General features: G+C 63.2%; 15 protein-coding genes and 1 tRNA gene. All 16 read left to right on the top strand.

The window, feature by feature from the left end:
- Window positions 1-84 precede the first annotated feature (84 nt).
- The 16 genes from G3N92_RS03945 (at window position 85) to nuoL (ending at window position 14,739) form a co-directional block, all read left to right on the top strand.
- The gene (locus tag G3N92_RS03945) at window positions 85-1,104 is read left to right on the top strand and encodes an NAD(P)H-quinone oxidoreductase (RefSeq protein ID WP_206126144.1); all 1,020 of its coding nucleotides are present in this window, start codon (window positions 85-87) and stop codon (window positions 1,102-1,104) included.
- A gap of 136 nt (window positions 1,105-1,240) precedes the next feature.
- Window positions 1,241-1,996, top strand: a complete 756-nt coding sequence (tpiA, locus tag G3N92_RS03940; protein ID WP_206126143.1) for a triose-phosphate isomerase — start codon at window positions 1,241-1,243, stop codon at window positions 1,994-1,996.
- An 84-nt stretch (window positions 1,997-2,080) separates the two neighbouring features.
- A complete protein-coding gene (secG, locus tag G3N92_RS03935) occupies window positions 2,081-2,482 on the top strand; it encodes a preprotein translocase subunit SecG (protein WP_206126142.1) in 402 nt (133 codons plus the stop codon).
- A 110-nt stretch (window positions 2,483-2,592) separates the two neighbouring features.
- Window positions 2,593-2,677: transfer RNA gene (locus G3N92_RS03930), tRNA-Leu, on the top strand.
- 153 nt (window positions 2,678-2,830) lie between these two features.
- The gene (locus G3N92_RS03925; protein ID WP_206126141.1) at window positions 2,831-3,190 is read left to right on the top strand and encodes an NADH-quinone oxidoreductase subunit A; all 360 of its coding nucleotides are present in this window, start codon (window positions 2,831-2,833) and stop codon (window positions 3,188-3,190) included.
- 66 nt (window positions 3,191-3,256) lie between these two features.
- Window positions 3,257-3,736, top strand: a complete 480-nt coding sequence (locus tag G3N92_RS03920; RefSeq protein ID WP_004186402.1) for an NADH-quinone oxidoreductase subunit B — start codon at window positions 3,257-3,259, stop codon at window positions 3,734-3,736.
- A gap of 19 nt (window positions 3,737-3,755) precedes the next feature.
- Window positions 3,756-4,358 (top strand): NADH-quinone oxidoreductase subunit C, encoded by a 603-nt coding sequence (locus G3N92_RS03915; protein ID WP_206126140.1) that lies wholly within the window; start codon window positions 3,756-3,758, stop codon window positions 4,356-4,358.
- Window positions 4,359-4,367: 9 nt separating this feature from the next.
- On the top strand, window positions 4,368-5,621 hold the full coding sequence (locus tag G3N92_RS03910) for an NADH-quinone oxidoreductase subunit D (RefSeq protein WP_206126139.1): 1,254 nt from the start codon (window positions 4,368-4,370) through the stop codon (window positions 5,619-5,621).
- A 166-nt stretch (window positions 5,622-5,787) separates the two neighbouring features.
- Window positions 5,788-6,273 (top strand): NADH-quinone oxidoreductase subunit NuoE, encoded by a 486-nt coding sequence (gene nuoE, locus G3N92_RS03905; protein WP_206126138.1) that lies wholly within the window; start codon window positions 5,788-5,790, stop codon window positions 6,271-6,273.
- Window positions 6,270-7,589 carry an NADH-quinone oxidoreductase subunit NuoF gene (nuoF, locus tag G3N92_RS03900; protein ID WP_206126137.1) on the top strand — a complete coding sequence of 440 codons (1,320 nt, stop codon included), beginning with the start codon at window positions 6,270-6,272 and terminating at the stop codon, window positions 7,587-7,589. Before nuoE ends, nuoF begins: the two co-directional genes overlap by 4 nt.
- Window positions 7,590-7,671: 82 nt before the next feature.
- A complete protein-coding gene (gene nuoG, locus G3N92_RS03895; protein ID WP_206126136.1) occupies window positions 7,672-10,002 on the top strand; it encodes an NADH-quinone oxidoreductase subunit NuoG in 2,331 nt (776 codons plus the stop codon).
- On the top strand, window positions 10,003-11,067 hold the full coding sequence (gene nuoH / locus G3N92_RS03890; protein WP_206126135.1) for an NADH-quinone oxidoreductase subunit NuoH: 1,065 nt from the start codon (window positions 10,003-10,005) through the stop codon (window positions 11,065-11,067).
- A 16-nt stretch (window positions 11,068-11,083) separates the two neighbouring features.
- The gene (nuoI, locus tag G3N92_RS03885; protein ID WP_206126134.1) at window positions 11,084-11,572 is read left to right on the top strand and encodes an NADH-quinone oxidoreductase subunit NuoI; all 489 of its coding nucleotides are present in this window, start codon (window positions 11,084-11,086) and stop codon (window positions 11,570-11,572) included.
- Window positions 11,573-11,686: 114 nt separating this feature from the next.
- Complete coding sequence (locus G3N92_RS03880; protein ID WP_206126133.1) at window positions 11,687-12,349, top strand: NADH-quinone oxidoreductase subunit J; 663 nt, start codon at window positions 11,687-11,689, stop codon at window positions 12,347-12,349.
- Between the two features lie 18 nt (window positions 12,350-12,367).
- Window positions 12,368-12,679: an NADH-quinone oxidoreductase subunit NuoK gene (gene nuoK / locus G3N92_RS03875; RefSeq protein ID WP_206126132.1), complete on the top strand. Its 312-nt coding sequence runs from the start codon at window positions 12,368-12,370 to the stop codon at window positions 12,677-12,679.
- A 17-nt stretch (window positions 12,680-12,696) separates the two neighbouring features.
- Entirely contained in the window at window positions 12,697-14,739 is a 2,043-nt protein-coding gene (gene nuoL, locus G3N92_RS03870; RefSeq protein ID WP_206126131.1) for an NADH-quinone oxidoreductase subunit L, read from the top strand.
- The last annotated feature ends 19 nt before the right edge of the window (window positions 14,740-14,758 follow it).

The raw sequence follows: 14,758 nt of genomic DNA, 5'->3' as shown, positions 1-14,758 counted from the left end.
AGCGGGCCGGCCGTTTTTCCTGCAGGATGGACGGGCCTGCGTCGTGAATCGGCGCAGGCCCGTCCCTATCTTGGAGCGACCCAAATGAAGGCGATCGAAATCACCGAATTCGGCGCGCCCGACGTGCTCAAGCTCGTCGAGCGGCCCCGGCCGGATCCGAAGCGCGGTGAAGTGCTGATCAAGGTGGCGGCGTCCGGCATCAACCGGCCCGACGTCCTGCAGCGCAAGGGGGCCTATGCGCCGCCGCCCGGTGCCTCCGATCTGCCGGGTCTGGAGGTGGCGGGCGAGATCGTCGGCGGGGCGTTCGGCGAAGGGGCCGCGAACCCGTTCGGGCTCAAGCTCGGCGACCGCGTGTGCGCGCTGCTGGCCGGCGGCGGCTATGCCGAGTACGTCGCGGCGCCGCTGGCGCAGTGCCTGCCCGTGCCGGCCGGTCTGACCGATATCGAGGCGGCGTCCCTGCCCGAAACGTTCTTCACGGTCTGGAGCAACGTGTTCGATCGCGGGCTGCTCGGCCGTGGCGAAGGCGGCGAGCAGGAAACCCTGCTGGTGCAGGGCGGCTCGAGCGGGATCGGCGTGACGGCGATCCAGATCGCGCACGCGCTGGGTTATCGCGTGTTCGCGACGGCCGGTACCGATGAAAAATGCCGGGCGTGCGAGGCGCTCGGCGCCGAACGCGCGATCAACTACAAGACCGAGGATTTCGTCGACGTGGTGAAGTCGCTGACCAACGATCGTGGCGCCGACGTGATTCTGGACATGGTGGCCGGGCCTTACGTGCCGCGCGAATTGAGCGCGCTGGCCGACGGCGGCCGGCTGGTGGTGATCGCGTTGCTCGGCGGCGCGAAGGCCGAAGTCAGCCTGGGCGAGATTCTGCGCCGGCGCCTGACGATCACCGGCTCGACGCTGCGCCCGCGCGCCGTCGAATTCAAGGCGCGGATCGCCGCGCAACTGAAGGAAACCGTGTGGCCGTTGATCGAGGACGGCACCGTGCGGCCCGTGGTCTATCGCGTGCTGCCGGCCGAGGAGGCTGCGCAGGCGCATGCATTGATGGAAAGCAGCGAACACATCGGCAAGATCGTGCTCGATTGGGGTGCAAGCGCTTGACATTTCCGGTTTGACCGGTTCTTGCCCGTCGAAGTAAAATCGCCGGTTTGCTTCGTCCAACCGGTTCAGCCATAGTTGCGAGCTCGCCGGCCGGGCGGGCGTTACGACGAAGATTCAGTTCGAGATACGAGAAACGATGTCCACAGAACGAGTGAAGCGGGTAGTCGGTAACTGGAAAATGCACGGCCGTCTCGACGGCAATCGCACGCTGCTGAACGACGTGCTCGCGGGCGCCAAGGATGTGCCGGCCGACGTCGAGATCGGCGTTTGCGTGCCGTTTCCGTATCTGGCGCAGGCAGGCGAATTGCTGGCGGGCGGCCGCGTGGCAGTTGGCTCGCAAGACGTGTCGGCGCACGAGCAGGGTGCCTATACCGGCGAAGTGGCGGCGGCGATGATCGCCGAATTCGGCGCGAAGTATGCGCTGGTCGGCCATTCGGAGCGCCGGACGTACCACGGCGAGTCGAGCGATCTGGTTGCCGTGAAGGCGCAGCGCGCGCTGGCGGCAGGCCTGACGCCGATCGTCTGCGTTGGCGAAACGCTGGCAGAGCGCGAGTCGGACGCCACCGAGCAGGTGGTCGGCGAGCAGCTCGACGCCGTGCTGGCGGTGCTGTCGGCCGACGAGGCCGCGCGCATCGTGGTGGCCTACGAGCCGGTCTGGGCGATCGGCACGGGCAAGAGCGCCACGTCGGAGCAGGCGCAGCAGGTGCACGCGTTCCTGCGCTCGCGGCTCGAGGCGAAGGATGTGGGGCACGTATCGGTGCTCTACGGCGGCAGCGTGAAGCCGGAGAATGCGGCCGAGCTGTTCGGTCAGCCGGATATCGACGGCGGCCTGATCGGCGGCGCGTCGTTGAAGAGCAATGATTTCCTGGCGATTTGCCGCGCGGCGCAATAAACGGCGCGGCAACCCGCCATGTGTTTGTGAATCCGGGATGGCGCACGGGGTGTGCGCGGCGATCCCACAATTCGGGTGAATGAGATGTCTTTTCTGAAAGTCTTGATTATCGTGGTGCAGGTTCTGTCCGCGCTTGGCGTGATTGGCTTGGTGCTGCTTCAGCACGGCAAGGGTGCCGATATGGGCGCCGCGTTCGGCAGCGGCGCGTCGGGCAGCCTGTTCGGTGCGACCGGCTCGGCGAATTTTCTGTCGCGCACTACGGCAATCCTGGCAACTGTGTTTTTCATTTCGACGCTCGCGCTGACGTATCTCGGTTCGTACAAGTCGGCGCCGTCGATCGGCCTGCTCGGCGGCCAGGCCGTGCCGGCCTCGGCCGCTGCCGCGTCCCAGCCTGCAACGGCTTCCGGCGCGTCGGTTCCGGCCGCAACGTCGGGCGCCTCGGCCGCGGTGCCGGCGTCGACGTCGAGCCAAGACGTTCCGAAGTAAAAAAGCCGGAAAATTAGAAAATAGTGGTTGATCAGTTCGAAAAAATCGGGCTATAATTTAACTCTTGTCGCGATTGAACGGATTTGGATTTCCCGGGCAATTGCCGCAGTGCCGACGTGGTGAAATTGGTAGACACGCTATCTTGAGGGGGTAGTGGCGAAAGCTGTGCGAGTTCGAGTCTCGCCGTCGGCACCAAGTTTTGTAATGCCAGCCTGCTTCAGCGGCTGGCATTTTTCATTTCAGGCTCCCGTTTTGCTTTGCCTCGCAATAGCATGCAGTCCGAAATGACCCTTTGCTCGGAAGGTGATATGCTTCGCTCCGATCAGAACTAACCGATAGAGGATTGCCTTGAACCTCGCTGCCTATTACCCCGTCTTGCTGTTCCTCATCGTAGGCCTTGGATTAGGGGTGGCACTGGTCGGCATCGGGAAGGTCCTCGGTCCCAACAAGCCCAACAGCGAAAAGAACTCACCGTACGAGTGCGGTTTCGAGGCTTTCGAGGATGCGCGCATGAAGTTCGACGTGCGCTATTACCTCGTCGCTATCCTGTTCATTATTTTCGATCTCGAAACCGCTTTCCTGTTTCCTTGGGGTGTCGCCCTTCGCGACATCGGCTGGCCCGGTTTCATGGCCATGATGATCTTCCTGCTCGAATTCCTGCTGGGTTTCGCCTACATCTGGAGAAAGGGCGGTCTCGACTGGGAATAATGGGCGGGTCAATCACCGGTTTGCGTGAGGCGGCCACTCTCCGCCGCCTGTCAGGAGTGGAAAGCAATGAGTATCGAAGGGGTCTTGAAGGAAGGGTTTGTCACCACCACGGCCGACAAACTGATCAACTGGACGCGCACGGGGTCCCTCTGGCCGATGACATTCGGTCTGGCGTGCTGCGCGGTTGAGATGATGCATGCGGGCGCAGCCCGGTACGATCTCGACCGCTTCGGCGTCGTGTTTCGTCCGAGCCCGCGTCAGTCCGACGTGATGATCGTCGCCGGCACGCTGTGCAACAAAATGGCGCCGGCATTGCGCCGCGTCTACGACCAGATGGCCGAGCCGCGCTGGGTGATTTCGATGGGGTCGTGCGCCAACGGCGGCGGCTACTATCACTATTCCTATTCCGTCGTGCGCGGTTGCGATCGTATCGTGCCCGTCGATGTGTACGTGCCAGGGTGTCCGCCGACAGCCGAGGCGCTTGTCTATGGCGTGATTCAGCTACAAGCGAAGATCCGCCGGACCAGCACCATCGCCCGTCAATAAAGTCCCGAGCACCCACAATATGGCAAGCAAAATCGAGACCCTCAAAGCCAACCTCGAGACCGCGCTCGGCGAGCGTGTGGTCAGCCTGACCGAGGCCATTGGCGAACTGACGCTGGTCGTGCGTGCGCGCGACTATCTCGAAGTCGCGACGCTGCTGCGCGACGACCGCAAGCTCGGCTTCGAGCAACTGGTCGACCTTTGCGGCGTCGACTATCAAACCTACGGCGATGGCGCCTACGACGGCCCGCGTTTCGCCGCGGTTCTGCAACTGCTCTCCATCACGAACAACTGGCGCCTGCGCCTGCGCGTGTTCGCGCCCGACGACGATCTGCCGATCGTGCCGTCGGTGGTCGACATCTGGAATTCGGCGAACTGGTACGAGCGCGAAGCGTTCGACCTGTTCGGCATCGTCTTCGAAGGCCATCCCGACCTGCGCCGCATCCTGACCGACTACGGCTTCATCGGCCATCCGTTCCGCAAGGACTTCCCGCTGTCGGGCTACGTCGAAATGCGTTACGACCCGGAAGAGAAGCGCGTCGTCTACCAGCCGGTGACGATCGAGCCGCGGGAAATCACGCCGCGCGTGATCCGCGAGGATCGCTACGGCGGCCTGAAACATTAAGAGGGCGGTATGGCTGACATCAAGAACTACACGCTCAACTTCGGTCCGCAGCACCCGGCAGCGCACGGCGTGCTGCGCCTCGTGCTTGAGCTCGACGGCGAAGTGATCCAGCGCGCCGATCCGCACATCGGCCTGCTCCATCGCGGCACCGAAAAGCTCGCCGAAAACAAGACCTTCATCCAGTCCGTGCCGTACATGGATCGTCTCGACTACGTGTCGATGATGGTCAACGAGCACGGTTACGTGCTGGCGATCGAAAAGCTGCTCGGCATCGATGTGCCCGAGCGCGCGCAATATATCCGCGTGCTGTTCGACGAAATCACTCGCGTGCTGAACCACCTGATGTGGATCGGCTCGCATGGGCTCGACGTCGGCGCGATGGCGGTGTTCCTCTACGCGTTCCGCGAGCGGGAAGATCTGATGGACGTCTACGAAGCCGTGTCGGGCGCGCGCATGCACGCGGCCTACTACCGGCCGGGCGGCGTCTATCGCGATCTGCCTGACGCAATGCCGCAATACAAGGCGTCGAAGATTCGCAACGAGAAGGCGCTGTCGAAGATGAATGAGGCGCGCCAGGGTTCGGTTCTCGACTTCATCGACGATTTCTTCACGCGTTTCCCGAAGTGCATCGACGAGTACGAAACGCTGCTGACCGACAACCGGATCTGGAAACAGCGTCTGGTCGGGATCGGCGTCGTCAGCCCCGAGCGCGCGTTGCAGCTCGGCCTGACGGGCGCGATGCTGCGCGGTTCGGGCATCGAGTGGGATCTGCGCAAGAAGCAGCCGTACGAGGTGTACGACAAGCTCGATTTCGATATCCCGGTGGGCGTGAACGGCGATTGCTACGATCGCTATCTCGTGCGTGTCGAGGAAATGCGCCAGTCTTGCCGCATCGCGAAACAGTGTATTGAGTGGCTGCGGAAGAATCCGGGGCCGGTGATGACCGACAATCACAAGGTTACGCCGCCCAAACGTGTCGACATGAAGTCGAACATGGAAGACCTGATTCACCACTTCAAGCTGTTCACCGAAGGCTTCCACGTGCCGGAAGGCGAAGCCTACGCAGCGGTCGAGCACCCGAAGGGCGAGTTCGGTATCTATCTCGTGTCCGACGGCGCGAACAAGCCGTACCGGCTGAAGATTCGCGCACCCGGTTACGCGCATCTCTCCGCGCTCAACGAAATGGCGCGCGGCCACATGATTGCCGATGCGGTCACGATCATCGGTACGCAGGACATCGTGTTCGGCGAAATCGACCGCTGATCGTCATGCTGCCCGCGTAGAACGGGCAGCAAGCAGCAAGGCCTTGCAACGTGCGCTCCGTCCCGGTGTGCGTTTGCAGGCAGTCAACAGTGAGCGCCAGGTCTGCCGTTCCGGTTCCCGCGGCAGGTTGTTCGTTCGGTAGGAATTGAAAGAGTCGTGTCTGAAAATGATCTCAGCTGAAGGCCTGAAAGAAATCGATCGCGTGATCGCGAAGTATCCCGCCGATCAGAAACAGTCCGCCGTGATGTCGGCGCTGGCCGTTGCTCAGGAAGAGCACGGCTGGCTTGCGCCCGAACTGATGCAGTTCGTCGCGGACTATCTCGGCATGCCGGCCGTCGCCGTGCAGGAGGTCGCGACGTTCTACACGATGTACGAGCTCAAGCCGGTTGGGAAACACAAGCTCACGCTCTGTACGAATCTCCCGTGCCAGCTTGGCCCGCATGGCGGCGCCGAGGCCACGGCCGAATATCTGAAGCAGAAGCTCGGTATCGACTTCGGCGAAACCACGCCCGACGGCAAGTTTTCGCTGAAGGAAGGCGAATGTTTCGGCGCGTGCGGCGATGCGCCCGTCCTGCTGCTCAACAATCACAAGATGTGCAGCTTCATGAGCCGCGACAAGATCGACCAGCTGCTTGAGGAGCTTTCGAAATGACGTCCCTCCACGATCGTCACATCAAACCGCTGATCCTCGCCAACCTGAACGGCGAGAACTGGCGTCTCGAAGATTACGTCGCGCGCGGCGGTTACGCCCAGCTGCGCCGGATCGTCGAAGAAAAAATTCCGCCCGAGCAGGTGATCGCCGATGTCAAGGCATCGGGCCTGCGCGGCCGCGGCGGTGCGGGGTTCCCGACCGGCCTGAAGTGGAGCTTCATGCCGCGTCAGTTCCCGGGCCAGAAATACCTCGTCTGCAACTCGGACGAAGGCGAGCCGGGCACGTTCAAGGATCGCGACATCCTGCGCTGGAACCCGCACTCGGTGATCGAGGGCATGGCTATCGGCGCCTACGCGATGGGCATCACGGCCGGCTACAACTACATCCACGGCGAGATCTTCGAGGTCTACCGCCGTTTCGAGGCGGCGCTCGAAGAAGCGCGTGCCGCAGGCCTGCTCGGCAACAACATTCTCGGTTCGGATTTCTCGTTCCAGCTGCATGCGCACCATGGCTATGGCGCGTATGTCTGCGGCGAGGAAACGGCTCTGCTCGAATCGCTCGAAGGCAAGAAGGGCCAGCCGCGCTTCAAGCCGCCGTTCCCGGCGAGCTTCGGCGTGTACGGCAAGCCCACTACGATCAACAACGCGGAAACCTTCGCCGCCGTGCCGTTCCTGCTGACGGTCGGCCCGCAGACCTACCTCGAGATCGGCAAGCCGAACAACGGCGGCACCAAGATCTTCTCGGTGTCGGGCGACGTCGAGCGTCCGGGCAACTACGAGGTGCCGCTCGGCACGCCGTTCTCGGCGCTGCTCGAACTGGCCGGCGGGATGCGCGGTGGCCGCAAGCTGAAGGCCGTGATTCCGGGTGGATCGTCGGCGCCGGTCATCCCGGGCGAGCAGATGATGCAAACCGACATGGATTACGACTCGATCGCGAAGGCCGGCTCGATGCTCGGTTCCGGCGCGGTGATCGTGATGGACGAAACGCGCTGCATGGTGCGCGCGCTGCTTCGTCTGTCGTATTTCTACCATGAAGAATCGTGTGGTCAGTGCACGCCGTGCCGTGAAGGCACCGGCTGGTTGTATCGGGTCGTGAAGCGGATCGAAAACGGCGAAGGCCGCAAGGAAGATCTGGAACTGCTGAACTCGGTGGCCGAAAACATCATGGGCCGCACCATCTGCGCACTCGGCGACGCCGCGGCGATGCCGGTGCGCGGCATGCTGAAGCACTACTGGGACGAATTCGCGTATCACGTCGAACACAAGCATTGCATGGTCGGCAGTCACTCGCATGCGCCGTCCGCCGTGGCGGCCTGAAGCGAAACCCGATTGCGAAACATCAGCGCCCCGACGGGCGAGAGCGCGAGCGAGCGCTAAAGGTTAAGGACCATACATCATCATGGTTGAACTTGAGATAGACGGGAAGAAGGTCGAGGTGCCCGAGGGCAGCATGGTGATCCAGGCTGCGCACAAGGCCGACAAGTATATTCCTCACTTCTGCTACCACAAAAAGCTGTCTGTTGCGGCCAACTGCCGCATGTGTCTCGTGGATGTCGAGAAAATGCCGAAGGCCGTGCCGGCCTGCGCCACCCCGGTGTCGGCCGGGATGATCGTGCGCACGCACTCGGACAAGGCCGTCAAGGCACAGCAGGCCGTGATGGAATTCCTGCTGATCAATCACCCGCTCGACTGCCCGATCTGCGATCAGGGCGGTGAGTGTCAATTGCAGGATCTGGCGGTCGGCTACGGCAAGTCGGCGTCGCGCTATCGCGAGGAAAAGCGCGTCGTGTTCCACAAGAACGTCGGCCCGCTGATCTCGATGGAAGAGATGTCGCGCTGCATCCACTGCACGCGTTGCGTGCGGTTCGGCGAAGAAGTCGCCGGCGTGATGGAGTTCGGCATGCTCGGCCGCGGCGAGCACTCGGAAATCACGACGTTCGTCGGCAAGACGGTCGATTCCGAACTGTCCGGCAACATGATCGATCTGTGCCCGGTTGGCGCACTGACGAGCAAGCCGTTCCGTTTCAGCGCCCGTACCTGGGAACTGTCGCGCCGCAAGTCGGTGAGCCCGCACGATTCCGTCGGCGCGAACCTCGTCGTGCAGGTCAAGAACAACCGCGTGATGCGCGTGCTGCCGCTCGAGAACGAAGCCGTCAACGAGTGCTGGATCTCGGACAAGGATCGCTTCTCGTACGAAGGCCTCAACAGCGAAGAGCGTCTGACCAAGCCGATGCTGAAGCAGGGCGGTCAATGGGTCGAAACCGACTGGCAAACCGCGCTCGAATATGTCGCGAAGGGCCTGAAGGGCATCGCCGCCGATCATGGCGCGAATGCGCTGGCCGCGCTCGCCAGCCCGCACAGCACGGTCGAGGAACTGTTCCTCGTCGCGCAGCTCGCCCGCGAGCTCAAGGTGCCGAACGTCGATTTCCGTTTGCGCCAGACCGATTTCTCCGCGCCCGTTTCGGGGGCGCCGTGGCTCGGCATGCCGATCGCCGATCTGTCGAATATCGATGCCGCGTTCGTGGTCGGTTCGACGCTGCGCCGCGATCATCCGCTGTTCGCCGCACGCCTGCGTCAGGCCGCCAAGACCGGCGCGCAGGTTCACATGCTGCACGCCACCAGCGATGACGCGCTGATCCCGACGTCGAAGCGCATCGTCGCCGCGCCGTCGGCATGGCTCGACACGCTGGCCGGCATCGCTGCCGCCGTCGCGCAGGCAAGCGGTGCGGCGCTGCCCGACTCGCTGGCCGGCATCGAAGCCTCGGCCGAAGCCCAGGCGGTCGCCAAGTCGCTCACGATCGGCGAACGCCGCGTCGTGCTGCTCGGCAACGCCGTGGTGCGTCATCCGCAGTTCGCGCAGATCCACGCGGTTGCGCAGTGGATCGCCGAACATAGCGGCGCCACGCTCGGTTTCCTGACCGAAGCGGCCAACACGGTGGGCGCTCACCTCGTCGGCGCGCTGCCGGGCGAGGGCGGCCTGAACGCGCGCGACGTGTTCGCTCAGCCGCGCAAGGGCTACGTGCTGCTCAACGTCGAACCCGAATTCGATACGGCCGATCCGGTTGCCGCGCGTGCCGCGCTCGATCAGGCGGAAATGGTCGTCGTGATGTCGCCGTTCAAGTTCGGCGCCGATTACGCCGACGTGCTGTTGCCGATCGCGCCGTTCACCGAAACGGCCGGTACCTTCGTCAACGCCGAAGGTCGCGCGCAGTCGTTCAACGGCGTGGTGCGTCCGCTCGGCGATACCCGCCCGGGCTGGAAGGTGCTGCGCGTGCTCGGCAGCCTGCTCGGCCTGCCGAATTTCGAATACGAAACGTCCGACGAAGTGCGGCTCGCCGCGCTCGGCGATGGCGATCTCTCGTCGCGTCTGTCGAACGCAACCGGCGTGGCGCCGGCCCGCGCGGTTGCGCAAGCGGCCAGCGGCTCGCTCGAACGCCTGGCCGACGTGCCGATCTATCACGCCGATCCGCTGACGCGCCGTGCCGGTGCGCTGCATCTGACGGTGGCGGCGAAAGCCGCGCATTCGGCCGGCTTGCCGGCTGCGCTGTTTGAGCGCCTCGGCCTCCAGAACGGCGACGCGGTGCGCATCAGCCAGGGCGGCCGCTCGGTCGAACTGCCTGCCGTGCTCGACGCGAACCTGGCCGCAACGGTCGTGCGTGTGTCGGCGGCCACCTCCGCCGGCGCGGTGCTCGGCGGCCTGTCCGGTGAACTCGTGGTGGAGAAGGCGTAAATGAGCTTGTTCGATACGATCAATTCGGGCGGTACCGAGCTGCTCGGCGCGGCATGGCCGACCGTATGGGCGCTCGTGCGGATCCTCGTCGTCTGCGTCGTGATCCTGCTGAGCGTCGCCTATCTGATTCTCTGGGAACGCAAGCTGATCGGCTGGATGCACGTGCGTCTCGGCCCGAACCGGGTCGGCCCGGGCGGGCTGCTGCAGCCGATCGCCGACGTGCTGAAGCTGCTGCTCAAGGAAGTGATCCAGCCGACGGCGGCCAGCCGCTGGCTCTACATGATCGCGCCGATCATGACGGTGGTGCCGGCGTTCGCGGTGTGGGCGGTGATCCCGTTCCAGGCCGGCGCCGTGCTGGCCAACGTCAATGCCGGCCTGCTGTATGCGATGGCGATTTCGTCGGTCGGCGTCTACGCGGTGATTCTCGCCGGCTGGGCGTCGAACTCGAAGTACGCGTTTCTCGGCGCGATGCGCGCCGCGGCGCAGATGGTGTCCTACGAAATCTCGATGGGCTTCGCGCTCGTGCTGGTGCTGATGACGGCCGGCAGCCTGAATTTCTCGGACATCGTGATCTCGCAGCAGCACGGTTATTTCGCGCATCACGGCATCAACTTCATGTCCTGGAACTGGCTGCCGCTGCTGCCGGTGTTCGTCATCTACTTCATCTCGGGCATCGCGGAAACGAACCGCCACCCGTTCGACGTGGTGGAAGGCGAATCGGAAATCGTGGCGGGTCACATGGTCGACTACTCGGGGATGGGCTTCGCGCTGTTCTTCCTCGCCGAGTACATCAACATGATCGTGATCTCGGCGCTCGCGGCCACGCTGTTCCTCGGCGGCTGGGACGCGCCGTTCAGCTTCCTGCACTTCATCCCGGGCGTGGTGTGGCTCGTGCTGAAGATCTTCATGCTGCTGTCGGTCTTCATCTGGGTTCGCGCGACGTTTCCGCGTTTCCGTTACGACCAGATCATGCGCCTGGGCTGGAAGATCTTCCTGCCGATCTGCGTGATCTGGGTGGTCGTGGTCGGCTTCTGGATGATGTCGCCGCTGAATATCTGGAATTGAGAGGGCGGATCCCATCATGACGGCAATCCAACATTTCTTTAAGACCTTCTTCCTGACCGAGCTCGTGAAAGGGCTCGCGATGACGGGCCGCTACACCTTCAAGCGCAAGGTGACGGTGCAGTTCCCGGAAGAGAAGACCCCGATCTCGCCGCGTTTCCGCGGGCTGCATGCGCTGCGCCGCTACGAAAACGGCGAAGAGCGCTGCATCGCGTGCAAGCTGTGCGAAGCGGTGTGCCCGGCGATGGCGATCACGATCGAATCGCAGGTGCGCGCCGACAACACGCGCCGCACGACGCGCTACGACATCGATCTGACCAAGTGCATCTTCTGCGGTTTCTGCGAGGAAAGCTGCCCCGTCGATTCGATCGTCGAGACGCAGATCCTCGAGTACCACGGCGAGAAGCGCGGCGACCTGTATTTCACGAAGGAAATGCTGCTCGCGGTCGGCGATCGCTACGAGAAGGACATCGCGGCCGCGAAGGCCGCCGACGCGCCGTATCGATGATGCATGACCGGCCGGCCCGTGTGGGCCGGCCCGAGCGCCGCGGCAACGGTGCGCGGCACGCCGCAGTGCCCGAGAACCGTGCCTGACCAAGGCCTAAACGATGAACCGGTAACCATGGACTTCACGACCGTACTTTTCTACATCTTCTCGCTGCTGCTGGTGATCTCGGGGCTGAAGGTGATCACCGCGCGCAACCCTGTGGCTTCCGCGCTCTTCCTCGTTCTCGCGTTCTTCAACGCGGCGGCGATCTGGATGCTGCTCGAGGCCGAATTCCTCGCGATCCTGCTCGTGCTCGTCTATGTCGGCGCGGTGATGGTGCTGTTCCTGTTCGTCGTGATGATGCTCGACATCAATACCGACGTGCTGCGCCGCGATTTCCGCCGCTTCGTGCCGATGGCCACGGTGGTGGGGGCGATCATCGTCGTGGAGACGGCGCTGATCCTCTGGCGCGGCTACGGCGCGACGTCGCAGCCGGTGCGCGACATCGCCTCGGGCGCGCTCGCCAACATGTCGAACACGCGTCTGATCGGCAAGGTGATCTACACCGATTACATCTTCGCGTTCGAAATCGCGGGCCTCGTGCTGCTGGTGGCGATCATCGCCGCCGTTTCGCTGACGGCCAGCCGCGGCAAGGAACGCAAGCGCCAGCGCGTGTCCGATCAAGTGCGCGTGCGCCGCGAGGATCGCGTGCGCATCGTGAAGATGGCGGCCGAAGTCCCGCCGCCGCCGGAACCGGCAACCGCCGAGGCCGATCCCGCCGCGGCGCCCAAGAGCTGAGCGGAGGAGAACCGAATCATGTTGAACCTGACTCTTGCCCATTACCTGGTGCTCGGCGCGATCCTGTTCGCGATGAGCATCGTCGGCATCTTCCTGAATCGCCGCAACATCATCGTGATCCTGATGGCGATCGAACTGATGCTGCTCGCCGTCAATACGAACTTCGTCGCGTTCTCGCATTATCTGGGTGACGTGCACGGGCAGATCTTCGTCTTCTTCGTGCTCACGGTTGCAGCAGCGGAAGCGGCAATCGGCCTCGCGATTCTGGTGACGCTGTTCCGCAAACTCGACACCATCAATGTCGAGGATCTCGACCAGCTCAAGGGCTAATTTCAGGCGAGTCTGCTATGTCGACCACACTCAATGAAACCACGCTGCTGGCGATTCCGCTGGCGCCACTCGCCGGCTCGATCGTCGCCGGCCTGTTCGGCAATACCGTCGGACGCAAGGGCGCGCATCGCGTGGCGATCCTCGGCGTCCTGATCTCGTTCATTCTGTCGGCCCTGGTGTTCCAGCAGGTGCTCGGCGGTGCGAGCTTCAATTCCACCGTCTACGAATGGATGCGGGTCGGCCCGCTCAAGCTCGAAGTCGGCTTCCTCGTCGATTCGCTGACCGCGATGATGATGGTCGTCGTGACCTTCGTGTCGCTGATGGTGCACATCTACACGATCGGCTACATGCAGGAAGAAGACGGCTATCAGCGCTTCTTCTCGTATATCTCGTTATTCACGTTCTCGATGCTGATGCTCGTGATGAGCAACAACTTCCTGCAGCTGTTCTTCGGCTGGGAAGCGGTCGGCCTCGTGTCCTACCTGCTGATCGGGTTCTACTTCACGCGTGAAAGTGCGATCTACGCCAACATGAAGGCGTTCATCGTCAACCGCGTGGGCGATTTCGGGTTCCTGCTCGGCATCGGTCTGCTGCTCGCATACGGCGGCTCGATGAATTACGGCGAAGTGTTCGCGAAGAGCAACGAACTCGCGGCGATGCATTTCCCGGGCACCGACTGGGGCCTGCTGACGGTGGCCTGTATCTGCCTGTTCATCGGCGCGATGGGCAAATCGGCGCAGTTCCCGCTGCATGTCTGGCTGCCCGATTCGATGGAAGGCCCGACGCCGATCTCGGCGCTGATCCACGCGGCCACCATGGTGACGGCCGGCGTGTTCATGGTCACGCGCATGTCGCCGCTGTTCGAGCTGTCCGACGCGGCGCTGTCGTTCATCACCGTGATCGGTGCGATCACCGCGCTGTTCATGGGTTTCCTCGGCGTGATCCAGAACGACATCAAGCGCGTCGTGGCGTATTCGACGCTCTCGCAGCTCGGCTACATGACCGTCGCGCTCGGCGTGTCGGCCTATCCGGTCGCCGTGTTCCACCTGATGACGCACGCGTTCTTCAAGGCGCTGCTGTTCCTTGCCGCAGGCTCGGTCATCATCGGCATGCATCACGACCAGGACATCCGCAACATGGGCGGCCTGCGCAAGTACATGCCGATCACCTGGATCACGTCGCTGATCGGTTCGCTCGCGCTGATCGGCACGCCGTTCTTCTCGGGCTTCTACTCGAAGGATTCGATCATCGATGCGGTGAAGCTCTCGCATCTGCCGGGTTCGGGCTTTGCCTACTTCGCGGTGATCGCCAGCGTGTTCGTGACCGCGCTGTATTCGTTCCGCATGTATTTCCTCGTGTTCCACGGCGAAGAGCGCTTCCGCAAGCCGAAGCATCCCGATTCGCCGATGGGGCAGGCCGCCGCGCATGCGCATGACGCGCACGGTCACGACGATCACGCGCACGAGCCGCACGAAAGCTCGTGGGTCGTCTGGGTGCCACTGGTGCTGCTCGCCATTCCGTCGGTCGTGATCGGCGCGTTCGCGATCGGTCCGATGCTGTACGGCGATTTCTTCCAGCACGGCGTTGCGTTCGACAAGGTGATTTACATCGGCCAGAACCACCCGGCGCTTGCCGAGATGGCCGGTGAGTTCCAGGGCTGGGCCGCGATGGGCCTGCATTCGGTGTCGGGCCTGCCGGTCTGGCTCGCATTGGCTGGCGTCGTCGTTGCCTGGTTCCTGTATGTGAAGCGCCCGGACCTTTCGGCGTCGATCCGCCGCGCGGCCGGTCCGATCTATACGCTGCTTGATAACAAATACTACATGGACAAGATCAACGAGATCGTGTTCGCCCGGGGCTCGGTCGCGGTTGGCCGGGGCTTGTGGAAAGAGGGCGATGTCGTTGTGATCGATGGAGTCGTCAACGGAAGCGCGCGCGTCGTGAACTGGTTCGCGGGCGTGATTCGCTTCCTGCAGTCGGGCTACATCTATCACTACGCGTTCGCGATGATCATCGGCATGTTGGGTCTCCTTACCCTGTTTGTTACGCTCGGCGGCAAATAAGAAAAGGAGAGGAACCCAC

It is taken from the genome of Burkholderia sp. Ac-20379 (assembly GCF_017104645.1).
GTDB lineage: Bacteria > Pseudomonadota > Gammaproteobacteria > Burkholderiales > Burkholderiaceae > Burkholderia.
Note: the sequence above shows the minus strand (reverse complement) of the source record. Positions and strands in the feature narration are given on the sequence as shown.